Here is a 15,247-nt window from a genome sequence, read left to right on the forward strand (position 1 = left end):
GCAGGCTGCCGGATCAAGCCGGACTGCTACTCAGCGTTCGCAAGTAATCACCAAAACCGCCCTGGGCGCGAGCATTGAGTCGCATGCTGGTGGTCACACGCGGGCGGCAACTCCAGGCGATACGTGCGCCGCTCATCTCCAACTGACGGATCAGTTGAACGTCTTCGTGACAGGCCAGCGGCGGAAATCCTCCGGCGCGCAGGTACGCTGCGGCACTCACGCCCAGATTGGCACCGTGGATATGCCGGTGGTCGTCGCGATGCTCATAATGCTGTTGGTAGCGGATTTGCGCGTGTTCAGGAATATCCTTGTCCCACTGGCCCGGGGTAACGGTGCCGCACACCGCATCGGCGTCCAGCGCCAGCTGTTCCACCAGCCAGTCTTCGGCAACGGTGCTGTCGCCATCGGTGCAGGCGATCCACCGAGCGCCAAGGTCCAGTAGATACTGCGCGCCGGCCGCACGGGTCTGGCCGACGTTACGCGCCAGGACTTCGAGGATCGCGACCGGATAGCCACGAGCAATCTCGGCCGAGGCATCGGAGCAGCTGTCGAGCACGGCCAGGACTACCACCTGTTCGCCGGCGAGGGTTGGATGCTGACCCGCTCGCAGCACGGTTTCCAGACATGCGCCCAGCAGCTGCTCCTCGTTATGCACGGGAATGAGTACGCCAATCATCGAAGATGCTCCCTTTGCGCGACTGACGTAGCGTCTCGGCTCCACACATCGAGCAGGAAGTCAGGTTCCTGATGATTGAAAATCGGTAGCATGCCCAGACGATCCTGAAGGACTGCGTGCACCTGCTCGGCGTTCATCGGGCAGCCGTCTATCTGCGGCCGCCAGTGGCAAGCGAGCAGTTGGCCGTCCTGAGTCAGTGATTGCAACGCGCGATCAATCCAGAGCTGCAGGTCACGCTCATCCAGGTAGTAACCCAATTCGCTGAGCACGATCAGGTCGAACTGACCTGTCGGCCACTGTTGCGGCAGACGGCCATGCATCACGCTGGCATGGCTGAAACCGGCAAGGCGTTCTCGTGCCAGCTCGACCGCTGGCATGCAGGTGTCACAACAGACCAGACGCTCGCACCGCGTGGCCAGAGCCGCGCTGAGTTCGCCGTTGGCGCACCCAGGTTCAAAAATATGTTGGTAACGTTCTTTGGGCAGGGCAGCGAGGGTCAACGCGCGCTTGCGGCGTTCATACCAGCGTTTTTTAAACGCCCACGGGTCGTCGTTGCCGTTAAACAGTGCGTCGAAATAATCATCATCGACACTTGAGGATTGACGATTCACAGGAACACCACTTCAAAGGGGCGTAGCAGTCGTTCCAATACCGAGGGTGGCAAAACCGGCGGCAAGCCGATCAGTGGATCGCCCTCAAGCTGACTGGCGAAGGCATGCGCCGCATGACGCTTGCGTGCGGTCGTCATCGGGTCGAGGAGGATCTTGCGCGCCCGATCCCAAGGCAGACGTTCGTCTTCGGGATCCGCCCAATGCCAGGCCCAGATGGGCACCTCATGAAATTGCGCGCCCACTGCGGCGGCGGCGCGAGCACTGGCACGCCCAACGGCTTCATGATCGGTATGCCCATCCATGGCCCATGTCGCAAACACCACGTCGGTGGGGCGCAGGTAGCGTTCAAGAAAGGCAACCAGTTCGTCCTCCTGTTCGGCGACCGCGCTATCGCTGAACCCACCGCGAATCCATTGCAGGCTGTGCAAAGGAACATCCAGGCGACGCAAGGCCTCGGCGCTTTCCTGAGGGCGAATAACGCTCAGGCGCTCGGTTGTCCATGTTTGCGAGCCAGGATGGCTGCCACTGCCGTCGGTGATGGAGATCAGCTTCAACTGGCGATCCAGTTGGGCAAGCTGGCGCATCAGGCCACCGCAGCCGAGGATTTCATCATCCGGATGCGGTGCAATGATGACTGCACGGGAATTGACAGGCACCAGGGCATCCACCGTGATCACGGGCAACTGAGCGAGTTTGTGCGAATTATTCCAGGCTTGCAGCGACGTTCCGCTGCCCACGATGGGATTCTCTTTCATAACAGCCACGTCCTTGATGGCGGGACCGACCCAAGACGGGCGGTCAGCTGACCCAACGCCGCCAAGTCTCGTTCTGCGTGACTTTGGCGAAGAAAGACCGGCAGATCAGCGATCAACCGGGCGAAATGCGCGTCCTTGCAATAGGGGCCAGCCCCCATCGCACGACCCACATGAGAAATAATCTGTTCAGCGCTGTTCTCGATAACCGCACGACAGCGCCGAGCCATTAGCTCGGCATTGTCGTGCGGGTTTGAATCGAGGCTGACAGCTGCTGTTTGAAGCACCGTTGACGCGCCGTGCAGCGCAACATCCACCGCACCCAGATGCGCCATCGCATGGGGTTCATCCTGCTTGATTGCCTGTTGCAGTAAACGCTGGGCAATCGCACGGGACGCGCCGTACCAGCAGGCGGCAATTCCAATGCCGCCTTGCCAGAATCCCGGCCTGGCCAAATAAGCGCCGGGTTCCCCAACCGCCATCGCCTGAGCATTCTCGAACAGCACTTCCACGCTGCCGGTAGCGCCCATTCCAATGGCACGCCAACCGTCATTGCTGACGGTGACGCCTGCCTGATCCAGCTTGACCGCCACCAGTTGCTGGCGATCCTGCTCGTCCCAGGTCGTGATCAGTGCATGACTCAGTACCGCTGCGCCAGAACACCAGGCCTTGCGACCGTTGAGGCCCAGCGAACCCGCGTCGCGACGAACGTTGACCCTGGCCTGCGGTGGCTCGGCAGCCCACATGCCCCAGGTGCTGCCCGTGTCGGGCAGGGGAGCCTGAAGCTCATGCATGATCGCCAGAGCATCCGTATGACCTTCGAACAGTTTGCACAACCCGAGGTCGTGCCCGGCAACACAGGCCAATGCCTGCCAGCGCTCAAGTGTCTGACCGCCGGCGGGAAGTGGCAGCTGATCCAGCCGTTCATTCACCAGCGCCTGCAAGCACTCGCCCAGCGCGCGGGTATCGGCATAGCCGTGCCTGCGCCAATCGAGAAACTCGCTCAGCGCCTGGCTCATGGCTGCTCGTCGCGCTGCAATTCAAACAGCAGCAGGGAACGCGCCGTGACTGTGTATTCAGCACCAAAGACGAACTCTTCTTTCAGGCGTGCATCCGGCTGATTAGTGTCGAGCAGGCACGTCCAGTGAGCGCCTTCCGGCACCTGCGGCAGGGTGAAATTGACCCCGTCGTGGTGAGAGTTGACCACCAGCAGCAATGTGGCGTCGGCGCCTGGGCGACGAATACCGGTTTCCTGCGCGCGGCCATCCATCAGCATGCCCAGGCAACGCGCGTTGGCGTCTTCCCACTGGTCGATGCCCATTTCGCTGCCGTCCGGAGACAGCCAGGTCACGTCTTTGACGCCGATTTCTTCGTTGTAATCGCCCACCAGGAAGCGGCTACGACGCAGGATCGGATAAGTCTGGCGCAGCTTGATCAGGCGTTTGACGAACTTGAGCAGCGCTTTACCGTCTTCGTCCAGATCCCAGTTGACCCAGCCAATTTCACTGTCTTGACAATAGGCGTTGTTGTTGCCATGCTGGGTACGGGCGAATTCGTCACCGGCCACCACCATCGGTGTGCCTTGAGCCAGCAGCAGCGTGGCGAAGAAGTTACGCATCTGACGCAGGCGCAGCGCGTTGATTTCCGGATCGTCAGTCGGGCCCTCGACACCATGGTTCCAGGACAGATTGTTGTTGCTGCCGTCCTGATTATTTTCGTCGTTGGCTTCGTTGTGCTTGTCGTTGTACGACACCAGGTCGTGCAGCGTGAACCCATCGTGAGCCGTGATGAAGTTCACCGAGGCCTGTGGGCGACGGCCCCGCTGATTGAACATGTTGCCCGACGCGGTCATACGGCCGGCGAAGTCGGCCAGCTGGGCTTCGTCGCCTTTCCAGAACGCCCGGACGGTGTCGCGGAATTTGTCGTTCCACTCCATCCAGCCTGGTGGGAAACCGCCGACCTGATAACCGCCTGGGCCGCAATCCCACGGCTCGGCAATCAGCTTCACCTGGCGCAATACAGGATCCTGACGGCAGGCAACCAGGAAGCTATGGCGCTCGTCGAAACCATCGTGGTAACGGCCGAGAATAGTCGCCAGGTCGAAACGGAAGCCGTCGACATGCATTTCCGTGGCCCAATAGCGCAACGAATCCGTGACCATCTGCAGTACGCAAGGGTGGCTCAGATCCAGTGTGTTGCCGGTGCCGGAATCGTTGATGTAGAAGCGTTTGTCATCAGGCATCAGGCGATAGTACGAAGCGTTGTCGATCCCGCGCATGGACAGGGTCGGGCCGAGCTCGTTACCTTCAGCGGTGTGGTTGTAGACCACATCAAGGATGACTTCCAGACCGGCGTGGTGCATGTGCGCAATCATTTCCTTGAACTCGGCGATTTTGCCGTGGGCAAGGTAGCGCGGGTCCGGAGCAAAGAAGGCAATGCTGTTGTAGCCCCAATAGTTGGTCATGCCTTTTTGCAGCAGATGCTGGTCATTGACGAAGGCATGGATCGGCAGCAGCTCGACGGAGGTCACGCCCAGCTTGCGAATGTGTTCGATCACCGGCTCGACCATCAGGCCGGAGAACGTGCCCTTGAGTTCATCGGCCACTTCAGGGTGGCGCATGGTGAAGCCCCGAACGTGGGTCTCATAGAGAATAGTTTTATCCCACGGCACGCTGACCCGTTGATCGCGACCCCAGGTATAGGCGGGGTCAATGACCTTGCTCTTGGGTACGAACGGCGCGCTGTCACGCTCGTCAAAGCTCAAGTCGCCGTCTTCGTGGCCAATGGTGTAGCCGAACAGGGCTTCGGACCATTTCAGCTCGCCGACCAATTGCTTGGCATACGGGTCAATCAGCAATTTGTTGTGATTGAAACGGTGACCGTTTTGCGGATCATAAGGCCCGTAGACCCGGTAGCCGTAGATCAGCCCAGGGTGTGCATCGGGCAAATAGCCGTGGTAGATCTCGTCGGTGTATTCCGGCAGCTCGATGCGTTCGAGTTCAACTTCACCGGTGGAGTCAAACAGGCAGAGTTCGACCTTGGTTGCGTTGGCCGAGAACAAGGCGAAATTGACCCCCAGACCATCCCAGCTCGCGCCGAGCGGGAAGGGCAGGCCTTCTTTGATGCGCGAGGAATTGATTTCCGGGATCGCGCTCTTCTCCTTGGTGGGCTCGCCCTTAGGGGCCTCTTTTGTTGCGGTTTTAGACTGCTGCGTGCTCATGGCTTATCCTGGAATTGTAGATTTACAAGGCGGCCGGGACCGCTATCGAAGCCCATGGCTTCAACAAAAAACTGAAAAAAATGGGTTTGCCGCAGGGGAGGGCCGTGACCGACCTGTCCCCTGCGGTCTTTAACTAACGCTGCACCCTGAGAATTCAGGAAGCCGAAGGCTTGCGCGGCTTTTTAACAGCGGTTTTCGCAGGCTGTTCTGCCTGGGTCGCGGGTGTGGACTGTTTGGCCTTGGCTGCGGGAGCTGTTGCAGGCTTGGCCGCAGGTTTCGTCGCAGGCTTGACCGCCGGTGCTGCGGTGGCCTTGCTGGCGGGTTTGGTAGCTGGCTTTGACGCCGCTTTGGCGGTCGGCTTGGCGGCAGGCGCGGTTTTACCGTCAGCAGCTCCGTCGGCCTTGCTTGCCTTGGGCTTCGCTGCTTTGCCAGCCGAGGACTTTTCTGGAGCCTTCGCCTCAGCTTCGGCCAGTTTGCGGGCCATTTTCCAATGGCGCTCATCCTGACCTTCAGGCTGGCCTTCTGATTCCCAAATCTGATACGCAAACTCGCGAATTCGTTTTTCGTCGGCACTCATCTCGACACTCCCAGGTATTACGTAGTTTTGATAAATAGGTTCACAGAAAAATCCTTGAGCGCTGCGCTGAGCAACAACTCCCTACCCGTTGTGACTACAGCCTCCGAAAAAAGTCCCTTCCAACCTGCATCAGAATCCGTGAACGGTAAAAGGACCCGCGTATCTCCCCAATTGTCAGCGTTGATGAATGGAGCCTGGGCGGTGCCCAATAGTTCACTAAACAAGCGTGGAACAATGACAATTGCGCGTACGCCATCCAGGATCCGAGCGAAGGCGAGGACCCGATCAGCATGTACGCCCGCCACTTCCAGCGGGATGTACTGGCCGCGACTGAACAAGCCTGGATGTTCGGCACGCAGGTTCAGCACCTTGGCAATCACTGCCTGTTTGACCCGCCCGTCCTGCCAGTTGCCGAGTAACTCGGTTACACTGGCAGTCTCGTGCAATGATTGCGCTCTTGCACGATAGTCGACCGGGCGCCGGTTATCCGGGTCCACCAGGCTGAAATCCCAATACTCGGTGCCCTGGTAAAGATCCGGAACGCCGGGCACGGTATTGCGAAGCAAAGTCTGCGCCAGGCTATTGAGCGCTCCTGCTGCGGCGATTCGGTTGGCGGTGGCGCCTAACGACTGACGCAATGCAAGACCTTCAGGGGCAAGCAGGATGTTATTCAAAAATTCCCGGCAGGCACGCTCATACGGCTCATTATTGGCGCTCCAGCTGCTTTGCAGTTTAGCCTCGCGCAGGGCTTTTTCCTGCCATTGCGTCAGTCGCTTCGCATAGGCTTCGTAGTCGTCTTCGCTTTCCAGCCCGAACGGCCAGCTGCCCAGCATGGCTTGATACAGCATCAGCTCATCGCCAGTACTGATCGTGACGGCGTCACCCTTGAGGGGCAGGGCCAGTTGACGCCAGCGTTCGACCTGTTCGGCGTACCAGCCTGAACACTCGCTCAACACCGCCAGCCGGGTCCGGGTATCTTCGCCGCGTTTGTGGTCGTGCGTGGCGGTGGCCAGCAGGTTGTCGGGGAACGATTCCAGACGCTTGAGGCACGCCGCATGGAAGTCCTCAACGGGTGCGCTGAAGTGCTGCGGGTGGAAGCCCACGTCGTTACGCGACAGCAATACCGCGCTGCGATAAAACGACGTGTCCTCTACAGACTTGGCCGCCACCGGCGAGGTCAACTGCTGGAAACGCACACAGGCATTGCGATACAACTTGCGCTGACGGCCGCGTGGCAGCTCGCGCCAGGATTCGCCACCCAGCCAGCGTTGCAGGTAATCAAGCACCTGCCAGTCAGCTTCGCTCAACGTATTGCGCGCGCCTTGCATGGCTTGCTCAAAGAAGCGGTCATCTTCTTCGGAGCGGCCGCACACGCTGATATAGGTGCGGTAGATCGGGAAATTGACCACCAGCGCCAGCAACGCCCGGCGAATCGCTCCCAACGTCAGGTCACGGCTCATCAGATCGCTGCGCGCCACTTGCAGCAGGGATTGGGCTACGTTTTCGAAATCCCCGGCCAGGGTGCCGTGCAATACCAAGTCGCGAGCTTCCAGCACTTCCTGATTGAAATCTGCAGTGCGTTCACTCAATCGACTCCACAGCTCCGCCAGCGGAGCCTGTCCCTTGGGATCATGTTGCAGCAATGACACCTGGTTCATGAACTCGTAACCGGTCGTGCCGTCAACGCCCCAGTCTTCGCGCAGCTGCTCGTCAGGGCCCAGGATCTTCTCGACGAAGATCGGCAAATGCGCCAATTCGGTGCCCGTTGGTCGCTGCGAGAGCAGGCTTTCCACGCGACGGCGCAGTTTACGTCCATAGCCACGGGGATCGGCGAGCCCGTCGATGTGATCGATGCGCAACCCATCGACGAGTCCTCTGGCGATCAGCTCGAAGATTTTGCCGTGAGTCGCCTCGAACACATTGGGCCGCTCAACGCGCAAACCGCCCAGTTCATTGATGTCGAAGAATCGCCGCCAGTTAATGTCGTCACCCGCCGTTCGCCAGCTGGCCAGACGATAGTGCTGACGCTCAAGCAACTGGTGCAGGCGCTCGAAACCCTCCGGTTTACTGGAGTCGAAACGTGCCAGACCTTGCTCGATGGCTGCTGCGACGGCGCTGTCCTGGGCCAGTTCAGCCAGTTCCGCGCGAGCTTGACGCGCACGTTCATACGCCTGCGGATACTGTTCCAGCGCCGCAAAACGCTTGCTCAGCTCGATCAGCTCAGGGTGTTCTGCCGATTCCAGCAACGGACCGTAGGTGGCCGGGTTGATCGGGAAGTGGTGCTGGTAATGCTCGATGTAAAAAGCGCCATGCTCGGCGTCGAACCGCAAAGGGATCTCGCCTGCCTGCAACACGGTGCCGTAATCGCTGCTCAGGAATGGCAGCAGCAGTTGGCCCTCTAGCAAGGGGTCCGGCGAATTCCACTGAATGTCGAAAAAGTCCGCGTACGGGCTGCGGCGTCCCCATTCGAGCAGATCGAGCCACCATGGATTGTCCGCGCCGCCAACCGCCATGTGATTGGACACGATATCCAGAATCAGGCCCATGCCATGTTCGCGCATCGCGCCTACCAGGCGGAGCAGGGCGGGCTCGCCACCCAGCTCCGGGTTGATCAGGCGTGGATCGACCACGTCATAGCCGTGCATCGATCCTGCGCGGGCTTTGAGCAGCGGCGAAGCGTAGATATGGCTGATGCCCATGCTGGCGAAGTAGGGAATCAACGGCACTGCGTCGTCAAGGGTGAAGTCTTTGTGAAACTGCAAACGCTGGGTGGCACGCAGCGGATTGATCGTCGGGCTCATTGGTCACGCTCCGCAGCTTGAAGACGTGCCTGAGAAAGCAGCTCGATGCGACGCGCCACGTGTGGATCATCCAGCAAGCCGCTGCAATCACCTGGCAGTCGGCGTCTCCAGTTCGGGTGGCTGTCAGTAGTGCCCGGCAAGTTGAATTGCTCGGACAGACCCATCGCATCCTCCATCGGCAACAGCACCAACGGCGCGCGGGTATGGCCCAGATAACGAACCGACGCATCGATGATCTGGTCAATTTCCAGGCCGTCGTCGCAGAAATTATCGGAGTTCTGCTCCAGCGCAGTACACAGTCCGGCACGCTCCTTTTGGCGATCCAGGCGCCATTGCCCGGCTTGCTGGTCGTCGACCAAATCGAGCTTGCGGTTCCAGTCGATGTCTTTTTCGGCCAACCAGCCTGCGAGGGTTGGTAGGTCATGGGTGCTGGTCATCGCAAGGGCTTCGTCCGACCAATCCAGGACGGGTTTGAAATGAGCGTTGTGCTGTTCGAACAACAATACGCGCATGCCAAGGATGGCCCGGGCCGACAGTTTTTCATGCAGGCCTTCAGGCACGGTGCCCAGATCTTCACCCAGCACCACGGCTTTATGCCGCCATGATTCCAGGCTCAACAGGCGCAACATGTCGTCCAATGGATAATTCAGATAAGCGCCTTCACTGGCCAAAGCTCCCAGCGGCACCACCCAAAGCCGTTGCAAACCCATCACGTGATCGATACGCAGCCCGCCGGCATGCGCGAAGTTAGCGCGCAGCATTTCGATAAACGCACGAAAACCGTTGCGTTTAAGGCCAGTGGGGGAAAATGCCGAAATGCCCCAACTTTGTCCGGAACGGTTGAGAATGTCCGGCGGCGCGCCGACGGTCAGTTCAGACAGCAGCTCATCCTGGCGGCTCCAGGCCTGACTGCCAGCGCCGTCGGCGCCCACCGCCAGATCCGCAACCAGGCCGACCCGCATGCCGCTGCTGCGTGCCGCGATTTGTGCGCGCTCCAGGCCCCGCGCCATCAGCCACTGCGCAAAGGCGTGGAAACTGATTTGCGCGCCATGCTCAGCGGCGAAGCCGGCAATGGTTTCGCTACGCGGATTCTTGAATTCTTCTGGCCATTCATGCCAGTTCTGACTGATGCCCAAGCGCTCGCTTTCGTCACGCAGGGTCTCGAAACGACAGTGATTCTCCAGCGCCTCGCCGCCACTGTGGCGGAAGCTATTGAAGTCTTCATGCAGCGGGTGATCACAGCCGCTGAACGCTTCGTACAGTTTGTGCAGCACTTTCCATTTGGCTGTCGCGGCAGCTGGCCAATCGATCAGTTCAAGCTGTTCGAGACGCTTGAGCTCATCAGCGAGGCCGGTTTCATCGATTGCCAGACGCAAGGCGCGCTCACCGAGAATCGTGCCGGGTGCAGAATACAGGCTGTTCAGAAACAACCGGCTTGAAGGCGAATAGGGACTGAAACGATGAGGATCGTTGGCAAACATCGCATGCACCGGGCTGATCGCCAAGGCATCAGCGCCTCGCTCACCCGCCTTGCGGGCCAACACTTCCAGCGCTTGCGTGTCACCAAAGCCGCCATCGCCTTCGCGGCGCAAGGCGTACAGCTGAACGGTCAAGCCCCAGGTCCGGGCGACTTCAGTTTCGGTCGCCATGGCCATGCTGAAACAGGTTTCAGGCGCTACGGCAATGGTCAGATGCTGCCCGGCGATGCTCAGCTGCTGGTAGCCGACAGGCGCCAACGCTGGCAGTTGCCCGGTGGCGGTCAGGTTGGCGTCGATCGTGGCGCCGTCCTCCAGCAGCAGCACAAACGGAGTGCCCGGTTCAAACCACGCACTCAAATCCAGGTTGCTGCCGTGGTCGACGGTCAACAGTGGCGGGGGCGTCGGTTGATGGTTCGCAGCTCTTAACCGTTGCAGGCTGGCGTCGATCTCGTCGTGGTTGTCGGCGGGATAACCCAGGCCGTCCAGTACTTTGCACAGCACTTGCGGGCTGACCCGTTGCGGCCGGCCGTTTGCATCAATCCAGTCCACTGACAAGCCTGCTTCGGTTGCCAGGGCCTCTAGTTGCTCATTGCTCATCCTGTCTCTCCAGAACATCTATTGCTATCAGGCTGACAATGGCCGTGTAAGGATTGAGGGTGCCTCGGCGGGAAAGTTCTGCCGCATGTGGCAGTGTTTCAAAAAGAACGCTGGCCGGGTGCCATTTAGGCGCGGTTACAGCGTGCTCGGACAGGTTCAGGTCGATCCGCAGTTGGGTGCCGTCACCCATACGCCAGCGTGCCGAAACAGCGCCTTCGCTCAACACGTCGCAACCCAGGGCTTGTGCGCCTTGCAGACGCGGCATGATTTCGCGATGGCGGATCTCCAGCAATTGGCGGTAGAGCTCCAGCCAGCTGTGGTGATCGGCACCGATGTCGGTTTCCAGGTACACCGCGTCGAAAGCCGGTTTGCAGGCCTCGAAGGTTGCCGGCTCATTGGGATCGGGAATGTGTTCGCGCTTCTCTTCATCGGCGAATGCAGGAAAGTCGGCAAATTCGCCACGCCGTCCTTCGCGCACCGCATCGGCCAATTCGCCATGGTGGTCGGTGAAAAACAGGAATGGCTCGCTCGCCGCCCACTCATCACCCATGAACATCAGCGGAATCATTGGCGAGAGCAGCAACAACGCCGTCGTTGCTTTCAGCGCCGGGCCATGGCTGATCTGCGAGAGTCGCTCGCCAAAGGCACGATTGCCGATCTGGTCGTGATTCTGCAAAAACAGCACGAAAGCGCTCGGTGGCAAATGCCCGCTGGCTTCGCCACGAGCATGGCCATGGCGCGTGCTTTCGCCTTGATAGACAAAACCCTGGCTGAGCAGACGAGCAAGCTTTGCAGTGGCCTCGTGGGCGAAATCCGAATAATAGGCGTCTGTTTCGCCGGTCAACAGGACGTGTAGCGTGTTGTGCCCATCGTCGTTCCATTGGGCATCGAAGCCTTGCTCCAGAAGACTGGCCTGATTGAACTCATTCTCCAGGTTCAGCCAGACGTGGCGCGGCTTGGGGATTCGTTCGTGGACGGTTGCGGCAAACTCGGTGAGAAAACTCGAATCGTTGATGGCGTGAACGGCATCCATGCGCAAACCGTCGAAGCGATATTCCTCCAGCCACATCAGCGCGTTATCAATAAAGTAATCACGCACTTCCCGGCGGCGGAAGTCGATGGAATTGCCCCACGGGGTATGCACGTCTTCGCGGAAGAAGCCTTTGGCATAGACGCCCAGGTAATTGCCGTCGGGTCCGAAGTGGTTGTAGACCACATCAAGAATAACCATCAAGCCGAACCCGTGGGCCGTATCAATCAGATGCTTGAGTTCGTCCGGTGTCCCATAGGACGACTGCGGCGCGTAAGGCAGCACGCCGTCGTAGCCCCAATTACGCGTGCCGGGAAACTGCGCGATCGGCATCAGCTCGATAGCGGTCACACCCAGTCCAGCCAGGCGTTCCAGATGGGTCTCGACGCCGGCATAGCCGCCCAGAACACCCACATGCACTTCGTAGATGACGGCCTCATGCCACGGACGGCCCTGCCACTGGCTGTTCTGCCAGGCATAGGACCGGGGATCAACCACAATGCTCGGGGAATGGACGTCAGAGGCTTGAGCGCGTGAGGCGGGGTCGGGGACTTCCATGTCCCCATCGATTTTGTAGCGGTACTGAGTGCCCGCCGGGCAGCGGGCCTCGATTGCAAACCATCCTTCGTCTTGCGCAAGCATGGCCAGAGACTGGCCATCTTGCAGTTCAACACTCACTTGCTGCGCGTCCGGCGCCCAGAGGGCAAACCGGGTGTTGTCAGAGTCCAGCAGGACGGCGCCGTGGCGCCAGTTTTTTTCTGTACGCAGAGGCATCCAGCTACCCCTTGTTAGTAATGAAGAGAAACACCCACGTTCTTTTTCAACAGGTCCTGATAAAGCTCTGCGTATGGCTCTACCGCTTGGTGCCAGTTGAAAGGGGCGGCCATCGCTCTGCAGCGCATGGCATTGAGCAGCGCCGGATTGGCGAATACTTTCAAAGCTCGATTCAAGGCTTCGGTGTAACTCTCGACCGTTGATTCATCGAACAGAAAACCAGTGACGCCATCTTCAATCGTGTCTGCCAGGCCGCCGGTATTGCGCGCAATGGGCAGCGAACCAAAGCGCTGGGCGTACATCTGGCTCAAGCCACAAGGCTCGTAGCGCGAAGGCATGAGCAAGAAATCGCTGCCAGCAAACATGCGTCGCGCATCGGTTTCGTTGAAGCCGATCCGTACGCCGATCTGGCCAGGGAAGCGCAGTGCCAGCTCGCGCATAGCATCTTCTTCCTCAGGCTCGCCTCGGCCAATGATCGCGATTTGACCGCCTTGCTCGACAATGTGCTCGGCGACACCGATGGTCAGGTCCAGGCCTTTTTGGTAAACCAGTCGCGAAACCACGGCAAACAGCGGACCGGTAGAAGGTTCAAGTTCGAACAACTCCCGCACGTGATCGGCGTTTATTTCCTTACGCTGCCACTCATTGGCCGAGAAATGGCAAATCAGGTGCTCATCGGTCGCCGCATCCCAGCTGGCATCGATGCCATTGGGGATGCCGCTGAGCTGACCGCGATTGGCCTTGCTCTGCAGGAAGCCTTCCAGCCCGCAACCAAACTCAGGCGTGGTGATTTCCTTGGCATAAGTCGCGCTGACCGTCGTGATATGGCTGGCGTAAGCCATGCCCGCCTTGATGAACGACAGCTTGCCGTAAAACTCCATGCCGTCAGCGCCAAGTGCTTCGTCGGGAATCCCCAACTCGCGGCTTGAACCGGTGCTGACGGTTCCCTGATAGGCCAGGTTATGGATCGTGAAAATGCTCGGCGTGGTCTGCCCGCGCCAGCGCATATAGGCCGGTGCAAGCCCCGCAGGCCAGTCATGGGCGTGAACCAGCTCCGGACACCACTGTGTCTTGACAGCCCCTGCGGCAAATTCGGCAGCGGCCAGTCCCAAACGAGCGAAACGAATGTGGTTATCCGACCAGTCACGGCCGTTGTTGTCGGCGTATGGGGTGCCTTCGCGTTCATACAGCTCAGGGCAGATCAGTACGTAAATGACCAGACCGTCCTTCATGTCCATCCGGCCGATCTTGCAAGGAGGAAGGGCAGCGTGGCCTCCTAACTGACTGATGACATGAATCGGATTGCCGCTATTGAGGACCTGTGGATAGCCGGGTATCAGCACACGGACGTCGTGCAGGTGACGCATGGCTCGCGGCAGCGCGGCAGACACATCGCCCAACCCCCCGGTTTTGACCAGGTCAGCCAGTTCCGACGTCACGAACAGGACTTTACGCCTGTTGACTGGAGCAATCATTGGCTGTGAGGTAGGCAGTTGCAGCAGTGGAACGCTCGTCGTAGCGAAAACCGGCAGATGAGTCAGCTCGCTGGCCGGCTGATTAAAACTCTCTCCCTTCTGGGTTTTGACAGCGGCGCTTATCATCGTTTTCTCCCATTTAATACAGTGTTAGTACTGCACTTGAGTTTTTATTGGCCATGTCCTATGGCCGGGCATAAAAGCACTACGCAAGATCAGTACCCATTTACCGTTTGCGTTGAGACTGGACAGAGCGACAGCGCCTGTTTTTGGCACGCTGCCAACAGCATAGGCGCTCTAGTAAGCTGACCCATGGGTATTCGAGAAGTTTCGACTTTTTTTGTCGGAAATGTCTGGAATGCGGCTTGGCACGGACTTTAGGTCGAGCAAGATCGGGGACTGAGAAGCGCTGAAGTAGCGTAATGCTCTTTTTTAGAGCGGCCTTTGGCGAAAAAATCCTACGATTACCGGCCGTCGGATTGTTCGACAATTGATCCACTATAGGCGCCTTGGCGCTCGGTGTATTGCCGTTATGAGCATTTAAGGTACGCCGAAGGTGCTCAAGTGCTGTTTCCTGGTGCGCACCTCGCCAGCTGCGAGGGCACCCGTGCAAAGAAGTGCGATCCTGCGGGAACATTTTGGCGCGCAGCGAGATAGAATCAGCGGCCCAGGGCCGAATCCTCCGGAAGAGGCCCATCTAAAGCAGTCAGATGAGGAAGGAAATGGAATCCCCAGAGGTGTTGGTACTGCAAGCGAGTTACACCAATCCGGTTCACGCTGAAGCCATTGGCTTCTTGCTCAATCAATACGCGCAGGACGTCATGGGCGGTGGCGAATCCCTGTCCCTCGATACGCAACAGCAACTGGCTGTTGAACTGGCCAAGCGCCCCCATGCCTTTAGCGTCCTGGCGTTCGTTGGCGGTCAGCCGGTCGGCCTGGTCAACTGTTTCGAGGGTTTTTCGACCTTCCAGTGCCGCCCTTTGGTGAACATCCACGATGTTGTGGTCATCGATGGACAGCGCGGCCTCGGGATCAGCCAGAAAATGCTGGCCAAGGTGGAAGAGATTGCTCGCCAGCGCGGCTGTTGCAAGCTGACTCTGGAAGTGCTCGAAGGCAACACGGTCGCCCAGGGCGCGTATCTGAAACAAGGTTTTGCCGGTTATGAACTTGATCCTGCCATGGGCAAGGCGATGTTCTGGCAGAAGCCGTTATAAGCCTGAGGCGGCAGTGGCTCGGGTGCCCGTAGGATTGTTCTG

The 15,247-nt window shown here is 59.2% G+C and carries 11 protein-coding genes; 1 reads left to right on the forward strand and 10 read right to left on the reverse strand.

All coding sequences use genetic code 11. The annotated features are described in order from the left end of the window. Positions 1-13: 13 nt before the first annotated feature. From CFII64_RS26085 to glgA, 10 genes are all read right to left on the reverse strand, one after another. Positions 14-676, reverse strand: a complete 663-nt coding sequence (locus tag CFII64_RS26085) for a glycosyltransferase family 2 protein (protein WP_020293868.1) — start codon at positions 674-676, stop codon at positions 14-16. Further along, a complete protein-coding gene (locus CFII64_RS26090) occupies positions 673-1,287 on the reverse strand; it encodes an SAM-dependent methyltransferase (RefSeq protein WP_020293869.1) in 615 nt (204 codons plus the stop codon). The genes CFII64_RS26085 and CFII64_RS26090 overlap by 4 nt, the downstream gene beginning before the upstream one ends. Beyond that, on the reverse strand, positions 1,284-2,042 hold the full coding sequence (locus CFII64_RS26095; RefSeq protein ID WP_020293870.1) for a PIG-L deacetylase family protein: 759 nt from the start codon (positions 2,040-2,042) through the stop codon (positions 1,284-1,286). Before CFII64_RS26095 ends, CFII64_RS26090 begins: the two co-directional genes overlap by 4 nt. Further along, positions 2,039-3,058: an acyl-CoA dehydrogenase family protein gene (locus tag CFII64_RS26100; protein ID WP_020293871.1), complete on the reverse strand. Its 1,020-nt coding sequence runs from the start codon at positions 3,056-3,058 to the stop codon at positions 2,039-2,041. The genes CFII64_RS26095 and CFII64_RS26100 overlap by 4 nt, the downstream gene beginning before the upstream one ends. Then, positions 3,055-5,259 (reverse strand): glycogen debranching protein GlgX, encoded by a 2,205-nt coding sequence (glgX, locus tag CFII64_RS26105; RefSeq protein ID WP_020293872.1) that lies wholly within the window; start codon positions 5,257-5,259, stop codon positions 3,055-3,057. Before glgX ends, CFII64_RS26100 begins: the two co-directional genes overlap by 4 nt. Positions 5,260-5,413: 154 nt before the next feature. After that, complete coding sequence (locus CFII64_RS26110; protein WP_020293873.1) at positions 5,414-5,836, reverse strand: DUF2934 domain-containing protein; 423 nt, start codon at positions 5,834-5,836, stop codon at positions 5,414-5,416. A 17-nt stretch (positions 5,837-5,853) separates the two neighbouring features. Next, positions 5,854-8,637 (reverse strand): malto-oligosyltrehalose synthase, encoded by a 2,784-nt coding sequence (locus CFII64_RS26115; RefSeq protein ID WP_020293874.1) that lies wholly within the window; start codon positions 8,635-8,637, stop codon positions 5,854-5,856. Next, the gene (malQ, locus tag CFII64_RS26120) at positions 8,634-10,712 is read right to left on the reverse strand and encodes a 4-alpha-glucanotransferase (protein WP_020293875.1); all 2,079 of its coding nucleotides are present in this window, start codon (positions 10,710-10,712) and stop codon (positions 8,634-8,636) included. Before malQ ends, CFII64_RS26115 begins: the two co-directional genes overlap by 4 nt. Then, positions 10,702-12,516 carry a malto-oligosyltrehalose trehalohydrolase gene (gene treZ / locus CFII64_RS26125; RefSeq protein WP_020293876.1) on the reverse strand — a complete coding sequence of 605 codons (1,815 nt, stop codon included), beginning with the start codon at positions 12,514-12,516 and terminating at the stop codon, positions 10,702-10,704. The genes malQ and treZ overlap by 11 nt, the downstream gene beginning before the upstream one ends. A 14-nt stretch (positions 12,517-12,530) precedes the next feature. Then, the gene (gene glgA, locus CFII64_RS26130) at positions 12,531-14,117 is read right to left on the reverse strand and encodes a glycogen synthase GlgA (RefSeq protein WP_020293877.1); all 1,587 of its coding nucleotides are present in this window, start codon (positions 14,115-14,117) and stop codon (positions 12,531-12,533) included. A 596-nt stretch (positions 14,118-14,713) separates the two neighbouring features. Between glgA and CFII64_RS26135 the strand changes: the two genes are divergently transcribed. Further along, positions 14,714-15,205, forward strand: a complete 492-nt coding sequence (locus CFII64_RS26135; protein ID WP_020293878.1) for a GNAT family N-acetyltransferase — start codon at positions 14,714-14,716, stop codon at positions 15,203-15,205. Positions 15,206-15,247 lie beyond the last annotated feature (42 nt).

This window comes from Pseudomonas sp. CFII64 (assembly GCF_000416235.1).
Taxonomy (GTDB): Bacteria; Pseudomonadota; Gammaproteobacteria; order Pseudomonadales; family Pseudomonadaceae; genus Aquipseudomonas.

Excerpts from the sequence above, each read along its gene's own strand:
- CFII64_RS26115 (WP_020293874.1), bottom strand. The coding sequence starts at position 8,637 with ATGAGCCCGACGATCAATCCGCTGCGTGCCACCCAGCGTTTGCAGTTT.
- malQ (WP_020293875.1), bottom strand. The coding sequence starts at position 10,712 with ATGAGCAATGAGCAACTAGAGGCCCTGGCAACCGAAGCAGGCTTGTCA.
- glgA (WP_020293877.1), bottom strand. The coding sequence starts at position 14,117 with ATGATAAGCGCCGCTGTCAAAACCCAGAAGGGAGAGAGTTTTAATCAG.
- glgX (WP_020293872.1), bottom strand. The coding sequence starts at position 5,259 with ATGAGCACGCAGCAGTCTAAAACCGCAACAAAAGAGGCCCCTAAGGGC.
- CFII64_RS26100 (WP_020293871.1), bottom strand. The coding sequence starts at position 3,058 with ATGAGCCAGGCGCTGAGCGAGTTTCTCGATTGGCGCAGGCACGGCTAT.
- CFII64_RS26135 (WP_020293878.1), top strand. The coding sequence starts at position 14,714 with ATGGAATCCCCAGAGGTGTTGGTACTGCAAGCGAGTTACACCAATCCG.
- CFII64_RS26085 (WP_020293868.1), bottom strand. The coding sequence starts at position 676 with ATGATTGGCGTACTCATTCCCGTGCATAACGAGGAGCAGCTGCTGGGC.
- CFII64_RS26095 (WP_020293870.1), bottom strand. The coding sequence starts at position 2,042 with ATGAAAGAGAATCCCATCGTGGGCAGCGGAACGTCGCTGCAAGCCTGG.
- treZ (WP_020293876.1), bottom strand. The coding sequence starts at position 12,516 with ATGCCTCTGCGTACAGAAAAAAACTGGCGCCACGGCGCCGTCCTGCTG.
- CFII64_RS26110 (WP_020293873.1), bottom strand. The coding sequence starts at position 5,836 with ATGAGTGCCGACGAAAAACGAATTCGCGAGTTTGCGTATCAGATTTGG.